Source organism: Paenibacillus sp. J22P165, from assembly GCF_059692015.1.
In genome coordinates this window covers 172,344-187,957 of sequence record NZ_JCAUAP010000008.1, presented here as the reverse complement: position 1 = coordinate 187,957, position 15,614 = coordinate 172,344, and the positions used below count along the sequence as shown (strand labels likewise).

General features: G+C 43.1%; 17 protein-coding genes. 16 read left to right on the top strand and 1 reads right to left on the bottom strand.

All coding sequences use genetic code 11. The features are described from left to right. Nucleotides 1-62: 62 nt before the first annotated feature. Nucleotides 63-629: a 5' nucleotidase, NT5C type gene (locus AC58QM_RS21015; protein ID WP_497286805.1), complete on the bottom strand. Its 567-nt coding sequence runs from the start codon at nt 627-629 to the stop codon at nt 63-65. Between the two features lie 164 nt (nt 630-793). Between AC58QM_RS21015 and AC58QM_RS21010 the strand changes: the two genes are divergently transcribed. The 16 genes from AC58QM_RS21010 to AC58QM_RS20935 all read left to right on the top strand — a co-directional run bounded on the left by AC58QM_RS21010 (nt 794) and on the right by AC58QM_RS20935 (nt 15,605). Further along, a complete protein-coding gene (locus tag AC58QM_RS21010; RefSeq protein WP_497286804.1) occupies nt 794-1,495 on the top strand; it encodes an FHA domain-containing protein in 702 nt (233 codons plus the stop codon). Nucleotides 1,496-1,514: 19 nt separating this feature from the next. Continuing rightward, nucleotides 1,515-2,807 carry a UDP-N-acetylglucosamine 1-carboxyvinyltransferase gene (gene murA / locus AC58QM_RS21005; RefSeq protein ID WP_497286803.1) on the top strand — a complete coding sequence of 431 codons (1,293 nt, stop codon included), beginning with the start codon at nt 1,515-1,517 and terminating at the stop codon, nt 2,805-2,807. Between the two features lie 92 nt (nt 2,808-2,899). Then, nucleotides 2,900-3,496 carry an NUDIX hydrolase gene (locus tag AC58QM_RS21000; protein ID WP_497286802.1) on the top strand — a complete coding sequence of 199 codons (597 nt, stop codon included), beginning with the start codon at nt 2,900-2,902 and terminating at the stop codon, nt 3,494-3,496. 120 nt (nt 3,497-3,616) lie between these two features. Beyond that, complete coding sequence (locus AC58QM_RS20995) at nt 3,617-4,981, top strand: UDP-N-acetylmuramoyl-tripeptide--D-alanyl-D-alanine ligase (protein ID WP_497286801.1); 1,365 nt, start codon at nt 3,617-3,619, stop codon at nt 4,979-4,981. A gap of 120 nt (nt 4,982-5,101) precedes the next feature. Then, on the top strand, nt 5,102-5,884 hold the full coding sequence (locus AC58QM_RS20990) for an SDR family oxidoreductase (protein ID WP_497286800.1): 783 nt from the start codon (nt 5,102-5,104) through the stop codon (nt 5,882-5,884). 155 nt (nt 5,885-6,039) lie between these two features. After that, entirely contained in the window at nt 6,040-7,725 is a 1,686-nt protein-coding gene (locus tag AC58QM_RS20985; protein ID WP_497286799.1) for a hypothetical protein, read from the top strand. Nucleotides 7,726-7,867: 142 nt separating this feature from the next. Continuing rightward, a complete protein-coding gene (locus tag AC58QM_RS20980) occupies nt 7,868-8,434 on the top strand; it encodes an RNA polymerase sigma factor (protein WP_497286798.1) in 567 nt (188 codons plus the stop codon). Between the two features lies 1 nt (nt 8,435). Beyond that, entirely contained in the window at nt 8,436-9,233 is a 798-nt protein-coding gene (locus AC58QM_RS20975; protein ID WP_497286797.1) for an anti-sigma factor domain-containing protein, read from the top strand. A gap of 77 nt (nt 9,234-9,310) precedes the next feature. Beyond that, nucleotides 9,311-10,063, top strand: a complete 753-nt coding sequence (locus tag AC58QM_RS20970) for a stalk domain-containing protein (RefSeq protein ID WP_497286796.1) — start codon at nt 9,311-9,313, stop codon at nt 10,061-10,063. Nucleotides 10,064-10,229: 166 nt separating this feature from the next. Then, nucleotides 10,230-10,730: an NUDIX domain-containing protein gene (locus AC58QM_RS20965; protein ID WP_497286795.1), complete on the top strand. Its 501-nt coding sequence runs from the start codon at nt 10,230-10,232 to the stop codon at nt 10,728-10,730. Nucleotides 10,731-10,775: 45 nt separating this feature from the next. Next, nucleotides 10,776-11,417 (top strand): HAD family hydrolase, encoded by a 642-nt coding sequence (locus AC58QM_RS20960; RefSeq protein WP_497286794.1) that lies wholly within the window; start codon nt 10,776-10,778, stop codon nt 11,415-11,417. A 329-nt stretch (nt 11,418-11,746) separates the two neighbouring features. Further along, the gene (locus tag AC58QM_RS20955; protein ID WP_497286793.1) at nt 11,747-12,724 is read left to right on the top strand and encodes a metallophosphoesterase family protein; all 978 of its coding nucleotides are present in this window, start codon (nt 11,747-11,749) and stop codon (nt 12,722-12,724) included. Nucleotides 12,725-12,804: 80 nt separating this feature from the next. Continuing rightward, nucleotides 12,805-13,482: a class I SAM-dependent methyltransferase gene (locus AC58QM_RS20950; protein WP_497286792.1), complete on the top strand. Its 678-nt coding sequence runs from the start codon at nt 12,805-12,807 to the stop codon at nt 13,480-13,482. Nucleotides 13,483-13,680: 198 nt separating this feature from the next. Beyond that, nucleotides 13,681-14,442 (top strand): SDR family oxidoreductase, encoded by a 762-nt coding sequence (locus tag AC58QM_RS20945; RefSeq protein ID WP_497286791.1) that lies wholly within the window; start codon nt 13,681-13,683, stop codon nt 14,440-14,442. A gap of 172 nt (nt 14,443-14,614) precedes the next feature. After that, on the top strand, nt 14,615-14,971 hold the full coding sequence (locus AC58QM_RS20940; RefSeq protein WP_497286790.1) for a DoxX family protein: 357 nt from the start codon (nt 14,615-14,617) through the stop codon (nt 14,969-14,971). Between the two features lie 85 nt (nt 14,972-15,056). After that, nucleotides 15,057-15,605: an NADPH-dependent FMN reductase gene (locus tag AC58QM_RS20935; RefSeq protein WP_497286789.1), complete on the top strand. Its 549-nt coding sequence runs from the start codon at nt 15,057-15,059 to the stop codon at nt 15,603-15,605. Nucleotides 15,606-15,614: the final 9 nt, after the last annotated feature.

Here is a 15,614-nt window from a genome sequence, read left to right as displayed (position 1 = left end):
ATAAGTAGATTCATCTACTTGAGGATGGCTTTTTTTGTAGTTCCCTTTCGAAGGAGAACGAATTAGCGATCCATAAAATCGATAGATAAATGATCGAGATGCTTCTTTACTTCATGCCAGTCTGCAGCGCGATAGACCTTGTCGTTGGTTATGTGTCTATTGTAAGGATGATCATAGAGGATAACGGGTTTACACTGATTGGCAAACTCCTCCGCATAATGCGGCGCATCATCAATCAAGACATCAATTTTTAGATCCATGCAGGCTTGGAGTTTGTTCTCGGTAAAAGTGATATGATGATACATAAATTTGTGCAAATTCAACCAGTCAGTCGTAACTATACGGAATTTTTCGGGGCGAGCAGTAATAAACGCAACATGATGGTTTTGTGAGAGTTGGTATAGCGCTTGAATTGCCAAGGGGTAGGGTTGCGAATTCCAATGGATGTCATGTCCGTATTGGCGAATGACTACCTCACGTTCTTCCGAACTCCAGCCATATAGGCGATAGATGTAAAAATCATTGACATCGTCCGGCGTGAATGATAAGCCAGATGCTAAGTTGTAGTAGTGCAAGTGCGAAGAAGTAGCGTCAAGAATGGTATTATCTAAGTCTATTCCAATACGCAAAACGATCAACTCCAGTCTACTGAACCTTATTTTGTAAAATAAACTATACCATAATGTTACCGAAATGTGAGGAAGCCGTCAGTAAAAAGTAATTTTATTCATCGTCAATTTGGGTTACGATAAACTATGGTAACATCCCCCAGATTGCAATCGGAGGTACAAATATGGAAGAAGACTTTGCATGTCTGTACGTTATTCGCGGCGAGCCATATCGATCTGGCACATGTGTGAATCTAAGTGCTGTCAAAACGCTCGTCGGTCGCATATCCAATCAGTTCACTCCTGAATTGGCCTTTACAAACGCATTTATTTCACGGCAGCACTTCATCATTCTCAAGGAGCAAGACAAGGCCGTGCTTTACGATTTGGGTAGCCGTCACGGAACGGAGATTAACGGTGTAACAATAAAACCACACACCCCGTATCCGCTACATAATTTTGATATCATTAGGCTCGCGAAGGGGATGAGTGTCCTCCATTTTTCTTATATGTATGCGGATCAAACGCTTGAAATTGAACCACTCAGCATCACTAGGCAGCTCGAAATCCCGGATTTACCACTAACGATTCATTGGGAGAAAAGGGAGTGCGTGGTAGATGGTAAGCGAATCCCCATGTCAGAAAAAGAATATTTGCTAATTCGTTTGCTTCATCAGAAAGCGAACCAACTCGTTACACTTGAGGAGATCAAATCCAACGTATGGCCGGAACGTTTACCTGGAGTAGGGGGTATTTCGGATGTTTCCTTCGACGAATTGAATGCACTGATATACCGCGTACGCAAAAAATACGGCAAAGACACCTTTCTGATTAGCGCTGTGCGTGGTAGCGGCTATGTGCTGGAATCAGAATTGATTTCGTTATGACGAAAGTAGGTATACATGCATGAAATATATACAGACAACATATTCAGGCCCTTTGAACGGAAGTGTACATATACAAGGTGCTAAGAACAGCTCACTTGCTCTTCTTGCCGCCGCTTGTCTGGCAGACGATATCGTAACACTAGGTGGTATTCCATCTATTGATGATGTCAGTATTATTGCGGGGATTAGCCGGGACATCGGTATGGAATTTACACAAGAAGGTAGACAAGTCGTTATCGACCCACGCATGATCCACAGTGCTGTGATAGATCCAGGTAAGGCATCGAGTTATAGAGCGTCCTATTATTTTGCAGGTGCATTATTATCCAAATTCGGCAGAGTCACGATCGGTTTCCCGGGAGGGGACGATTTCGTTTCAAGACCGATCGATCAACATATCAAGGTGTTTCAAGCACTTGGCGCAAAAGTTCAAATGTTCAATGATTATTTCGTAGTAGAAGCTGCCGAACTGAAGGGCGCAGACATTTATTTCGATACGATTACCTCGGGCGCGACGATTAATGCGATGTTGGCGGCCGTGCGAGCCAAAGGTCGGACACAACTGCATAACGCTGCTATGGACCCGGAAGTAGTTGATACGGCTGTCTTCCTGAATCGGCTCGGAGCGAAGATTTATGGGGCGGGAACCGACCGAATCCGAATTGACGGCGTCTCCTATCTAAATGGGGGAACCCACGTGACCATACCAGACAGGCTGATCGCAGGGGCTTTTCTGATGGCCGCAGGGCTGAATGGGGGGCAGGTTACTGTTCAAGATGTCATCCCTGAGCATCTTGGCTCTTGCCTAGCGAAGATGGAGGAGATTGGGATTCATGTGGAATGCGGCGAGAGCCACATTACCGCTTATAGTACAGGATCACTGAAAGCAACGCGGATCCGTACAGGCATGTATCCCAGCTTCGCGACGGATCTACAACAACCAATGACCGCACTTCTCTTGCAGGCCAAGGGGAAGAGCATCGTGACGGATCGCGTTTTTCCGAAACGGTTAGCCCACGTGGCACAATTACGACGGCTCGGCGCAGAGATTGAATTGCGCCATGAGAGTGCCATCCTCCGCGGAGGTGTTCCCCTGCATGGCGGCTGGGTGCATGCGACGGATGTGCGTGCCGGGACCTGCCTGTTACTAGCTGGTTTATCAGCTGAGGGTAACACGTGTATTACTGGCATTGAGCACATCGAGCGCGGTTATGAGGACGTAATCGGCAGCTTTCAATCCATCGGAGCTAAGCTTTCCATGCGCGAGCTGGATGCACAAGATCTACCCGGCTTGATCCACCTGAAAGGTTAACACGATGAGTACGATTCTATAAAGGAATCGTGCTCTTTTTCAATATCCTTGAAAAGTATGCCAATACACAGTATCTAGGTGGAGATGATGGAATGAACGAACAGGTAGTTAAGAAAGCGGGAGCGTTTGTCCTTTCCAATAAGCGAATGGTGTTTATGATGGGGCCTACTGAGGATCAATTCGCATTAGCTATTGTCAGACTAGGCGGGCATAGAGAGGGGACAGAATCTGCTTGGGAATGCGCTCAACGTGAGGTGCTTGAAGAGTCACAAATGCGAATCACTTCATTAATGCCATTAATTACTTTTTATTGTCCTAACACCAGGTTCGACATTGATATCGAGCTAGCACCTATTCTTGAGTTTGAACACATACACATTGAACCACGCCCATTGATTATCGGACATCAGAATTCCGTGGCGAGCATAACACCGATTTTCCTAGCAACATCTGATGACGAACCCATACCCAGCATGGAGACGAAAGCTTTAATGCTAGTAACACGCAAAGATGTTATCCGACTATGTTCGGAAACCATCACATTAGATGAATTCAGGTCCTCAGGCGGAAAAGTCATATTCGCGCAAAACATAAATGGACAATTACCTTTGAAACCATTTGGACACTTACGTATGCTTGCACATATGTTAGAACAATATCCGAATGTGATTTCATCCGAGCTGTTTTAAGGTCATGTCAACTCATAAAAATAATATCGTTTATTTGTTTAGTACGACCTAAGTAAGAATATCCTTATAGTAGGAAAAAGACATACTTGGATTCAGTCAATCGCGATAGGTGGTGGTTCTGTGATTTGCCATAAGCTAAAAGTTATTGAAACGATGACAGCAGGAAGTGGACTTCCAGTGGGTCTCGAGGACCTCAAGATTCAAGGCGTATCAATCGATTCTAGAACTGTAAAGAGTAAGAACTTATTTATTCCCATCATTAGAGATTTGGATGGTCACGATTTTGTGGAAGAAGCCATATCCAAAGGAGCGACTGCCTCACTATGGCAAAAGGATCATCCCAACCCGCCTATCCATGTGCCGTTAATTTACGTGGATGATTGCTTGATTGCCCTTCAAACACTTGCTGCTAATTATAGGAGAGAATTATCCATACAAGTAATAGCTGTTACGGGCAGCAATGGCAAAACAACTACCAAAGATATGATTAATTCCGTTTTACAGACGACATATCGCGTTCATAAAACAGCAGGGAATTTAAATAGCCAAATCGGGGTCCCCTTGACCATTTTAGAGATAGATAAGAGCTCAGAAGTAGCCGTCATTGAAATGGGGATGAGTGAACGTGGTCAGATCGATCGACTTTCGCGAATAGCTCAGCCAGATATTGCGGTCATAACCATGATTGGTGTGTCTCACTTATCAAGTCTTGGATCAAGGGAAGCTATTGCTGCCGCGAAATTAGAGATTACAAATGGCTTACAAGATCATGGTGTTCTAATCTACAACGGGGATGAACCACTTTTGACCCATGCCCTTACTAAAATGAAGAAATCAATTTCCACAATTAGCTTTGGTGAAGGTGATTCTAATGACTATTATGCTAGTACTATCCAAACCAACTCTGAAGGCTCTATTTTTACAGTAGGTGGCGATTCTTTCAATCTGCCTATTCTTGGCGCACATAATATCTCAAATGCACTTGCAACGTTAGCTGTCGCGACAACATTAGGTGTAGGTCCATCTGAAGTTAATGCGGGTTTCAGCAATGTGATCGTAACCGGGATGAGAATGGAAAAGGTAGTTTCTCCCTTAGGTCATACCATCATTAATGATGCTTGGAATGCAAGCCCTAATTCCATGAGAGCTGCAATAAAAACATTTGAAGATTTAACCGGTTATGCAAGGAAGTTTGTCGTCTTAGGTGATATGCTCGAACTCGGTGAGCAAGAAGAGGAGTTCCATCGGGAAATAGGGAGGCAGTTGGATTCGGCTAAAATAGATTATGTGTATACGGTCGGTTCACTCGGTAACTATATCGCAGTAGAAGCGGAAGAACGATTTCAGAATGGTCGTGTTCATTCGTTTGTGGATAAAGAAGCTTTAACTAAAGCATTAAGGGACATGGTAAATCAAGATGATATAATGCTATTGAAAGCCTCAAGGGGTGTGCGATTGGAGACGATTTTAAAGGATTTATTCTAAAATGGTGACAGCACCTTTTCACAAATATGTGCCTGAGAAATCAGGCTTTTATCTTTTTACAAGTATGATTTAATCTTATATTGAGATGAGCTTAACCGAACTAGGAGTGATCATGTATTCATGAATAACCAATCAGGAAGTTTAACTGGTAGAATCGCAATTGTAACCGGTGCAAGTCGACGTATAGGCATAGGTGCAGCAATTTGCAGAGAGTTGGCACATAAGGGTGCTGATATTTTTTTTACACATTGGGTTAACTACGATCAAAAAATGCCATGGGGAAGTAACAGTGAAGAACAGGAGCAGCTTTGTAAGGAAATACGTTCACTAGGCGTTCGTTGTGAGCATTTACAGTTGGATCTTTCTACACCCAGAAGCTATGTTGATTTATTAAACAAGGTTGAGCAAGATTTAGGCAAGCCTTCCATTCTTGTGAACAATGCTTGCTATTCCGTTAACGATGACTTAACCACCATGACGATAGAGTCCCTGGATGCTCACTATGCCATTAATATTAGGGCAGTTGCATTGCTTAGTGTAGAATTCGCTAGACGATTTAATCAATCAACAGGTGGTCGTATTATTAATATGACATCTGGCCAGTCTCTGGGTCCAATGGCTGGTGAAATCTCCTACGCTACAACCAAAGGAGCCATTGATGCTTTCACACGCACTTTTGCTGCAGAAGCAGGACCTAAAGGCATCACAGTCAATGCAGTAAATCCAGGTCCAACAGACACGGGTTGGATGACGCCTCAACTCCGTGAGCAGCTTGCTGGTCATTTTAGTATGGGAAGAGTAGGTTTACCTAAGGATGCTGCTCGTTTAGTTGGCTTCTTAGCCACAGATGAGGCGGAATGGATTAATGGACAAGTCATGCATTCCACTGGCGGATTCAACTAAAAGGAGGAGCATACATGGTATCTCGCATTTTATCAAGAATGGAAACGTCATAAAGAGATATTGGATTGATTTATTTTAAATAAGGTGATTGAGATAAAACCGATTGCGATTTGTATACGTTTCCTCTTATAGATTGAAGAAGGAGGAAGAGAAGGATGCAAATAGCAAAAAAAATTAGCGCAGCCTCATTGATCTTATTAGGGATTATCGGCGTTACGACTGCGGTCACTGCGGCAGCGGCTGAAGCCCCGAAGGTAATAAGTGAAACGGACATCGTAGGCCAGTTGGGTCTCCTTCAAGGCGAGGGGAACGGACTTTCAACGGAATATCTACACCGTTCATCTACGAGACTCCAAGCGGCCATTATTTCACTGCGACTGCAGGGTCTGGAAAAAGCAGCGTTAACGTATCAAGGAACGAACAGCTTTCAGGATGTAAGCGGCGTATCGCAACAGAATCAAGCGATTCTTGGCTACTTGAGTACGCATCCAGAGGCGGGCTGGCAAGGCACAAGTGATCATATGTTTAATCCACTCGGACCGCTAACCGCTCAGCAGTTTGATAAAGTGCTTTTAGAAGCTTTGGGGTATAAGCAGGGTGTTGATTTTGATTTTGTGCAGGTTACAGAATTCGCCCAGAAACATGGGTTAACGCGCTTAGCGAATGTTACCGCCATGAAGAACTTGCATCTAGCAAGCTCCATGTTGGAAGCGCTTAAAGCAACGGCGAAAAATTCATCGAAGTCCTATGCCGATAAGCTTGTCTCTCAAGGTACAATGGAGGCTTCAAAGCTGGAGCTGCTGAACAAGCCCTCCTTAAAGCTCATGCACAACGAGGCTGCAGGCAGCTACCTGACAGATGAGAAAGGCATGACACTATACGAATTCTCCAAAGATGTGGCGGACAAAAATGCTTGTGTAACACAATGTCTGGCAAACTGGCCTATATACGGCAGTCATGATCTCGTTGTCCCTGCCGAGTTCCAAGCAACGGATTTCAGCGCATTTACACGTACGGATGGCAAGGAACAGCTTACATATCAAGGGTGGCCGCTTTACACATTTGTCAAAGATACGAAACCGGGAGACACCCATGGTAACAATGTGAACAATGTTTGGTTTACCATTCAGCCATCTAATGGTGGAATTCGAATAGGGACGAAAGCGGAGCTCGGTAATTATTTCACTGATGCGAATGGGAAGGCCTTGTATTACTATGATTTAGATACGAAAGGTATCAGTAATTGTGCAGGCAAATGTATTGAAAAATGGCCTATCTTCTATGCTTCATCCATTACAGCACCACCAGGAGTCAAACAAGCAGATTTCGGGACGTTAGTACGTTCTGATGGGAAATTGCAAACAACATACAAAGGGTATCCGCTTTATTATTGGGTGAGTGATAAACTCATGGGAGATACGACTGGACAAGACGTAGGACATGTCTGGTATGTAGTGGATCCAGCCAAATTCACTGGAACCAAAGCAACCAATTCATCAGTTAAAACGTCGAAGTCAGATTCGTTGGGCACGTATTTAACTGACTCGAATGGGATGGCGCTCTACTTGTTTGCAAAGGATAAATTGGATCCAAATGCCTGTGTAGGCAATTGCTTAGTGAATTGGCCAATTTTCTATGATGCCAATTTGACAGTTTCCTCCGATTTAATAAAAAGTGATTTCGGCGTTCTGACTCGCAAAGATGGCGCACTGCAAAGCACGTATAAAGGCTGGCCCCTTTATTATTGGATCAAGGATCAGAATCCCGGTGATACGACCGGTCAAAATGTTAGTAAGGTTTGGTTTGTAATTGATCCTGCTCAACAATCCGAGCGCTCTTAAACGCTCGTTGATAAAAGCCCTCAACCACTGACTTGATCAGAAGGTTGGGGGGCTTTTTCTATCTTGGCTATTGCCAAGATGTGAAGTTGCGGATAAGGTAGAATTGATTACATGTCAAATCGATTCGGGGTGTAAGAGAATCATGCGAAATCGAACCGATGGGGAGCTAATGAAGCTTGTCATGAACAAGCATCACCCCGCATTGGAAGAGCTATACGATCGTTATGCGAAAATTGTGTATGCATTTGCTTTAAAATCTATGAAAGACGAGCAAGTAGCTAGAGAAATCGTGCAGCTCGTTTTCACCAGACTTTGGACGACGCAGAAGGGGTATGATGCGAGCAAGGGTGCTTTTGTAAATTGGTTGATTACGATCACTCGCAATATCACCATCGATTGTCTGCGCAAGCAAAGAAGGGAGAATCAGAATCTCCATTTTGACAACAACGCATGGGAGCAATCCTTCGTATCCACAGCAGAGAACCCTGATGCCGTCATTACTCGCAAGTGGTTGGGGGAGCAAATCCAAGAAGCTTATCTTCATTTATCGGAAAGTCAAATTAAGTTAATTCATTTGATGTATTGGCAAGGGTACACACTTAGTGAGATTGCCGAACATACGAATGAACCGGTGGGAACGATTAAGAGTCGGCTCCATCAAGGCTTGAAAATACTTCGTAAGCATTTGACATCACTGAGGGAGGGATGACGTGGTGGAAGAACGGGAGCATATAGACTGTAGTTATGTGGTCAATTATTTGACAGGCGACTGCACGGAATGGGAGCGAGCCGCTTTCGAACGGCATCTGCGCACGTGTGTCGCTTGCCGTGAAGAATTGCACGACCTGGAGGCGGTATGGGAGGCGCTGCCTTTTGACATGGAAGAAGTTGAAGTTCCTCCTGATCTGAAGGAGCAAGTGATGTCAGCCATTGTTCCAAATCGACAAGATCTGGTCATCGAGATGGCTACGAATGAACAGCCTCAAAACCAGTCAGCAAGACACGATAGTCATAGTGATTTATTGCCCAAAGGCCCCAAAAGACGCATATTTAAATGGACCTACGCTTGCGCTGCAGTTGTTCTTATCGGTGTAGCAGGAGGTCTCTGGTGGAACAATCAGGAGCCCGCTCAAAGTGGACTTGTGAAGACAGCGCTCAATCAACCAGCCGAAATCGAATCCATGTATCAGCTAAAATCGGTGGAGACCACGATGCCTTCAGCATCAGGAACGGTGTGGGTGCTCCAACATGGTGAAGTCCATAACGTAGTTGTGAATTTGCAAGGCCTGAAGGAAACAGAAGGCGACTGGACTTACCAAGTCTGGTATAACCGAAATGGCAAAAGGTATAACTGTGGAACATTGCGTGTCGATCCGAAGGGTGCCGGCATGTTAACCTATACGATCCCGGTGAAGACCGAAAATCTTCAAATTGACTCCTTTGGTGTTACGCTTGAACCGGATCCAAATGGAACCACACCGAGGGGCAAAAAGATTTTAGGCACATAATCCAAAAATATCAAACCGAATTCAACAGCATGACGTTTACTTAAACGAGCAATGCTAATCTGAAGGAGGATACGGGTATGAAGAAATCAATGATAGCCATACTGCTAGGTGCCGGGTTAATGGCTGCAGCAGTCGTTCCTGCAAGTGCAGAGGATCACGGGATGCACACGTCGATGCCAATCAGCTCCAAATTGGCTGTTGCTAATCAAGTAAAATCCGATATGAAAATTACGTTGAATGGGCAATCGCTTGCTCTCGATGAGTCCTATCTGATCGATAACTCGTTATTCGTTCCTTATCGAGCCTTTGCCGAAGGCATAGGGGCTGAAGTTGGCTACGATGCGGACACGCGAACCGTTACGGTGACGAAAAGCGGGAAAACCGTCAAGTTATCGATTGGGTCTTCCATGGCCAATGTGGATGGGACAAACGTAGCAATGGTCGGTCCTGCACAATTGATCAATAGTTCTACGTTTGTTCACTCACGGTTTTTGGCCGAAGTGTTCGGTGTCAACGTCCAATACGACGAATCTACAAGAACCGTAAACCTCGTCACAGGTTCTGGGCAATCCGTCGCGAAAACCTATTATATAAACATCGAGAGCTTTGCTTTTAGCAACACCGATTTGACCGTGGAAGCGGGATCTACCATTGTGTTCACCAATAAAGACAGCGCCAAACACAATGCGGTGGCAGAGGATGGCAGTTTCCATACGGCACTTTTAAGCAAAGGGGAAACGGAAAGCATTACGCTAACGAAGCCTGGTGTATATAACTACTTCTGCGAGCCGCATAAGGAGTTTATGAAGGGTAAAATTACCGTGAAATAAAAAAGAAAATCTCGTCGGTCTCCGTAAAGGAGCGTGGCGGGATTTTTTTGTCATGATTATTTTCTATATCGAAATGAGAACGATTTCATCTAATAGGGATGTTATTAAAGAAAATTCAGAAGCTCTATGATAGAAGTAAACCAATATTATCCAGAGGTGAATTGACTTGAGTACTAGTTGGCATGAATCCTATTTAGGGAATCTTCGCAAGTTGGTTGGACCCCAAAAAATATTAGTTAATTCCATAAGAGCGATTATTCGGAATCAAGAGGGACATGCTTTGTTCATAAAGCGTAGAGGCGATAAGAAGTGGGGGATGCCCGCCGGTGCCATGGAATTAAACGAATCTATTTATGATTGTTTACAGCGAGAAGTCAAAGAAGAAACTGGCATTGATGTAAACCAAGCAACCTTAATCGCCATTTATTCGAATCCAATAAGCCAATCCGTTATAGACCGATTTGGCAACGAACATCAAGTCGTTGAATATTTATTTTCGGTCGATGAATGGTCGGGCGTTCTTGAGCATGAAACAGATGAGAGTGTAGATGCCAAATTCTTTCATGTAGATGCGCTACCCGAGGCTTCTAATGCGTTTTTCTCGAAACATCACGAGGTCGTATTTGCAGATTTTAAGAGATTTGATGGGAAATTGATATTAAAGTAAACTTTGATTTGTATGAAAATAGTATCTCAAATGAGGAGTGATTGTATGGAAGTAAAAGCGATCTACTTTGATTTATTTGAAACACTTATTTCAGAATTTGAAAATGGTCAAAGGAAGGCTCCACGATCAACTCACATGGTAGAACAATTTGGAGTAGACACCAAGATATTTGATCATGAATGGAAATTAAGACAAGAAAAAAGGATGGATGGCACGTATTCGGACTTTCCGTCTGTTATTAGAGATATATTTAGCAACATGGGACATGAAGTTCATAATGACATTATTGAAACTTTACATACGGAAAGAAAGGCATCAAAAATAATCCCTTTCAACAAGATCGATCTATCGATCTTATCAATGCTAGAGCAAATTAAGAAAATGGGGATAAAGATTGGATTAATAAGTAATTGTACGCCAGAAGAAGTGATTGCTTGGGAATCCTCTCCATTATCCAAGTATTTTGATGATGCTATCTTTTCTTATCAAGTAAAATTAGCAAAGCCAAATCCCCATATCTATCATCTCGCATGTGAAAGACTAGGGGTTCATCCAACTGAATCCTTATTTATTGGTGATGGTGGTTCGAACGAATTGGAGGGTGCTGCCAAAGTGGGTATGTCATCTTACCATGCGACTTGGTTTATTCCAACATACATCAGCGAAAGAATTACAAACTACACATAACTAAAAGAACCATCTGAATTGATTGAACTTGTCTGTCAGAAGTGATTAAGAGAAATTATTCAAGCAATAAAATCATATGTATAATCAAAAGAGAGTAAACCTCATCTAAATAATTATTTTCAGGAATGGGTCAAAAGGCCGATAAAAAGTTTTTATAAGAACGGGTCGAACATTTCTAACAGGTATTTAACCACAAGGCATAGAAATTAGTTAAAAGGCAGTATTTACAGAGAAAATGGGGGAAATAGATTCATATGATCTCTAGAAGACAGTTTGTCAAAAGACTACTTGCAACTGTGTTTGCTTTAACGGGTGGGGGTGCCCTCCTGATGCAAACTCTAAAAGGCAAAGAGACGAACGGAACTGTAGTTGAAGCCTTAGAACAGAAAGAAGTTCCCCAAGAAACCGTTGCACCGGATGCAGTCGTTTCTGGTGAAAAACGATTATTACTATCCTTTTTCCTGCTTAGCGATGTGCATATTTCTAATAATGGGACCTCGACCATAACGGATCGACTGCATTCAGCATTGAAAGATATCACGCACTTCGAATCACCCGTCGATACAATTGTATTCGGAGGGGATATCACGGACGTAGGCAGAGATCAGGATTATAAGCTTTTCCGAAAAGTATTAGACAACTATAAATTACCGCCATTATATGCGAATATGGGTAATCACGACTATTATGATATTTGGATCAATGGTAAAGGTGATTGGTCAGCGGAAACGGTGCCTAATGGAAAGACCGACGCCATGTCGCGTGAACGATTTATGAAATTTTTCGGCTACAAGGATAAGCCCTATAAGGATGTTTGGATGAATGATGTTCATCTCATTATGATGTCTCAAGAGACGTATGTACAGGAGAAGCCAGAGGTTGGGGAGGGCGCGTGGTATTCGGATGAGCAGCTTGCGTGGCTCGAAACGATTATGAAAAGCCATGTGGATGGAAAGCCCGCTGTCGTCTTCATACATCAGCCGTTACCGGCGCCAGATACAGAGGGGAAACCGCCACAGTTGCTCAGGGCCAAGGAGTTTCGTGCCATTTTAGCTCCTTATAAGAATGTTTTTGTACTATCCGGGCACACCCATCGTAACTTTGCGACGGAGAATCACTATAATACGCAGAATACTTTTCACTGGTTCAATAATGCTTCTGTAGGCAAAACGCGAAGCGCTGACAACCCGAATGTAGCACAGGGCATGTATGTTCAGATCTATAACAACGAAGTGATTGTCCGCGGCCGAGAATTTTCCGATCGTACCTGGATTGAATCGGCTAAGTACACTGTAGCGTTAGTCTAATTGGATGTATTCTAAATATTCAGAGAGGCAGCCAGTCCATGTGGATCGGTTGCTTTTTTCACCTAATAGAGGAGGAACGCATGGGGATAGAATGGTACGATATGATAGCTAGAAGAAATGGTGGGTACAAAAGTAGAGCTGTATATACCGTTGTGGGAACATCCGCTGAAGATATTTTCGAAGCTCGCTTAGTCCAAATGTTACCTAACTTTAAATCGGTTCTGGATGCCGGATGTGGACACGGGGAATTCACACTAAAGATGTCCGAATATGCTCATCAAATAACAGGGTTCGATAATTCGATGGAACTCATCCAAATTGCTCAGCAATTACTAAGTACTAGCAACGTTCTTAACGTAAATTTTGTTTATGCAACTACAAAGGCACAAATGCCTTTTGATGACGAAGAGTTTGACTTGATTTATGACCGTCGAGGACCAACTTCGATTATCAATCACAGTAGATTGTTAACCTCGGGTGGCGTCATTTTTGGTATTCATACGAGCATAGATGCTGTCAGTGAACGGTTGAGTACAAACGGTTACCAACTTATTGAAATTGAGGAATTCAACGAAGCAATCACTTATTTCCCCAATGAGATCGAGCTCGCAAAATTTTTATCCGACGTACCTGGTAATCCCGATTATACGTTGCCCCAATTCAAGAATGAATTTGAAGGAAAGTTGAGAGAGCATGTTATTGAAGGTAAGCTAGGCGTGAGAGAACATAAATACATTTGGAAAGCGATTAAACCTTAAATAAGGATTGAATCTATGTAAAATAAAGTGAACAAACAAGGGAGCATTTCTTTCATGGATGCTTCTTTTTTATGTTGTTGTCACACTTCGAATCTGCCATTTGTCTTAATAGTGTTAAACAAGAAGAAAGAAGGAAGTAAGTTAAGACACCACATATCTTTTCCTTGTTCAAAAAAATTAAACTAGGAGTGACATCATATGAAAATTGTTGTAATCGGTGGTAGTGGGCTTATTGGGAAAAAACTTGTCGTCAATCTGCGTCAGCTTGGCCATGAGGTAGTCGCAGCATCACCTTCCTTAGGTGTGAACACGATCACAGGAGCAGGTCTAGCAGAAGCGCTTAGCGGCGCACAAGTTGTTGTCGATGTGACGAACTCTCCTTCTTTTGAAGACGACGATGTTATGGAGTTTTTCGTAACTTCCAATAAAAACTTACTTGCTGCAGAGGAAGCTGCAGGTGTGAAACATCATGTTGCTTTGTCCGTCGTTGGTACGGACCGGCTGCTGCAAAGTGGTTATTTCCGTGCGAAAATGGCTCAAGAAGAATTAATTACGGGTTCTAAGATCCCCTATACAATCGTCCGCGTGACGCAGTTCTTTGAGTTCATCGGAAGCATCGCATTTGTGGCTACAGAAGGAGATACTGTTCGTTTACCTTCCGTTCTCACGCAGCCTATCATTTCGGATGATGTTGCAGCCGCGCTGGTTGATTTTACAGTAGGGGAGCCAGTGAATAGTATCGTTGAAGTGGCGGGTCCCGATCAGATTCGCCTCGATGAACTCGTTCGACAATTCCTGAGCGCAAACCAAGATACGCGTGAGGTCATTACGGACGCCAATGCGCTCTACTTCGCATCCGTAGAGGTGAATGATCAATCTCTCGTTCCAAGCGATACCAACGCTCGTATAACCTCGACACGCTTTGAGAATTGGCTCAAGGGATCCGTAGTCCAATCGTAATTAATAATCAAATATAATACCTTAGCTAGACAAAAGAGGAGAGCCGTATTTCACGGTTCTTCTTTTTTTGTTGTTGACACAAATTCATCCTAATGATAGGATAATAAACGTCCTAACATTAGGATAAAGTGTTTCGAGATAAATAAAAATAGGATAAGGGGAGAGATGTAAAATGGGTATACTATCAATTATTCTTCAAGCTGTATTAGGTTTAGGATTTCTGATGTTTGGATTTATGAAGTTCGGTTCAAAGCAAATGGTGGATGAGTTTAGGCGCTATGGATATTCAGGAGGTTTTAGGGTTTTTACTGGCCTCGTTGAAGTAATAGCAGCGGCCATCATCATTTGGGGGATTTGGAATGATTCATTAGCGGCATGGGGAGCTGCATTAGTAGTCGTAACGATGTTGGGAGCCATTCTTACACATATGAAAGTGAAGGATGCTGCTAACAAAATGATGATGCCAATCCTTTTATTCGTTATTGGAATTATTGTATTAGGGATTAATTTTGGAGCTTTAACTAATTAATTTAATAAAGTGAACGTGGTATGAGCACAATGGTTTTGGAAACATTAATAAATAAAATAAACTAACCTTACTGGAGGAGAAAACAATGAGTAATGGAAAATTGAATGTAGGAATTATTTTAGGTAGTACAAGAGCAGGACGCGTGAGCCCGCAAGTGGGAGAATGGGTAAAAGGAATTGCTGAAAAGCGTGGAGATGCGAACTATGAAGTCGTAGATATCGCTGAATATCACTTACCGTTCTTGGGGACCACCGATGGAACGGAGCCAGGAATTGCAGCTTGGAATGAAAAACTTAACAGCTTGGACGGTTTCGTATTCATCGTTTCAGAGTACAATCACAGCATATCAGGAGCACTAAAAAATGCGCTGGATCTTGCACGTGAAGCCTGGAATAACAAAGCAGCTGGTATCGTAAGTTATGGTTCGACTGGCGGTGCGCGCGCTGCAGAACATTTGCGTGGCATTTTGGGTGAATTACTGGTTGCCGATGTTCGTGTACATCCTACGTTGTCTTTATTTACGGATTTTGAAAATTATACGACATTTAAACCTGCTGATTTACATCTGACGAATGTAACTGGCATGCTCGACCAACTTATTGCTTGGAGCGGCGCATTAAAAACAATCAGATAATAAAAAAAA

Coding starts and splice junctions, on each gene's coding strand:
- AC58QM_RS21010 (WP_497286804.1), top strand. CDS start 794: ATGGAAGAAGACTTTGCATGTCTGTACGTTATTCGCGGCGAGCCATAT.
- murA (WP_497286803.1), top strand. CDS start 1,515: ATGAAATATATACAGACAACATATTCAGGCCCTTTGAACGGAAGTGTA.
- AC58QM_RS21000 (WP_497286802.1), top strand. CDS start 2,900: ATGAACGAACAGGTAGTTAAGAAAGCGGGAGCGTTTGTCCTTTCCAAT.
- AC58QM_RS20990 (WP_497286800.1), top strand. CDS start 5,102: ATGAATAACCAATCAGGAAGTTTAACTGGTAGAATCGCAATTGTAACC.
- AC58QM_RS20985 (WP_497286799.1), top strand. CDS start 6,040: ATGCAAATAGCAAAAAAAATTAGCGCAGCCTCATTGATCTTATTAGGG.
- AC58QM_RS20980 (WP_497286798.1), top strand. CDS start 7,868: ATGCGAAATCGAACCGATGGGGAGCTAATGAAGCTTGTCATGAACAAG.
- AC58QM_RS20970 (WP_497286796.1), top strand. CDS start 9,311: ATGAAGAAATCAATGATAGCCATACTGCTAGGTGCCGGGTTAATGGCT.
- AC58QM_RS20960 (WP_497286794.1), top strand. CDS start 10,776: ATGGAAGTAAAAGCGATCTACTTTGATTTATTTGAAACACTTATTTCA.
- AC58QM_RS20955 (WP_497286793.1), top strand. CDS start 11,747: ATGCAAACTCTAAAAGGCAAAGAGACGAACGGAACTGTAGTTGAAGCC.
- AC58QM_RS20950 (WP_497286792.1), top strand. CDS start 12,805: ATGGGGATAGAATGGTACGATATGATAGCTAGAAGAAATGGTGGGTAC.
- AC58QM_RS20945 (WP_497286791.1), top strand. CDS start 13,681: ATGAAAATTGTTGTAATCGGTGGTAGTGGGCTTATTGGGAAAAAACTT.
- AC58QM_RS20940 (WP_497286790.1), top strand. CDS start 14,615: ATGGGTATACTATCAATTATTCTTCAAGCTGTATTAGGTTTAGGATTT.
- AC58QM_RS20935 (WP_497286789.1), top strand. CDS start 15,057: ATGAGTAATGGAAAATTGAATGTAGGAATTATTTTAGGTAGTACAAGA.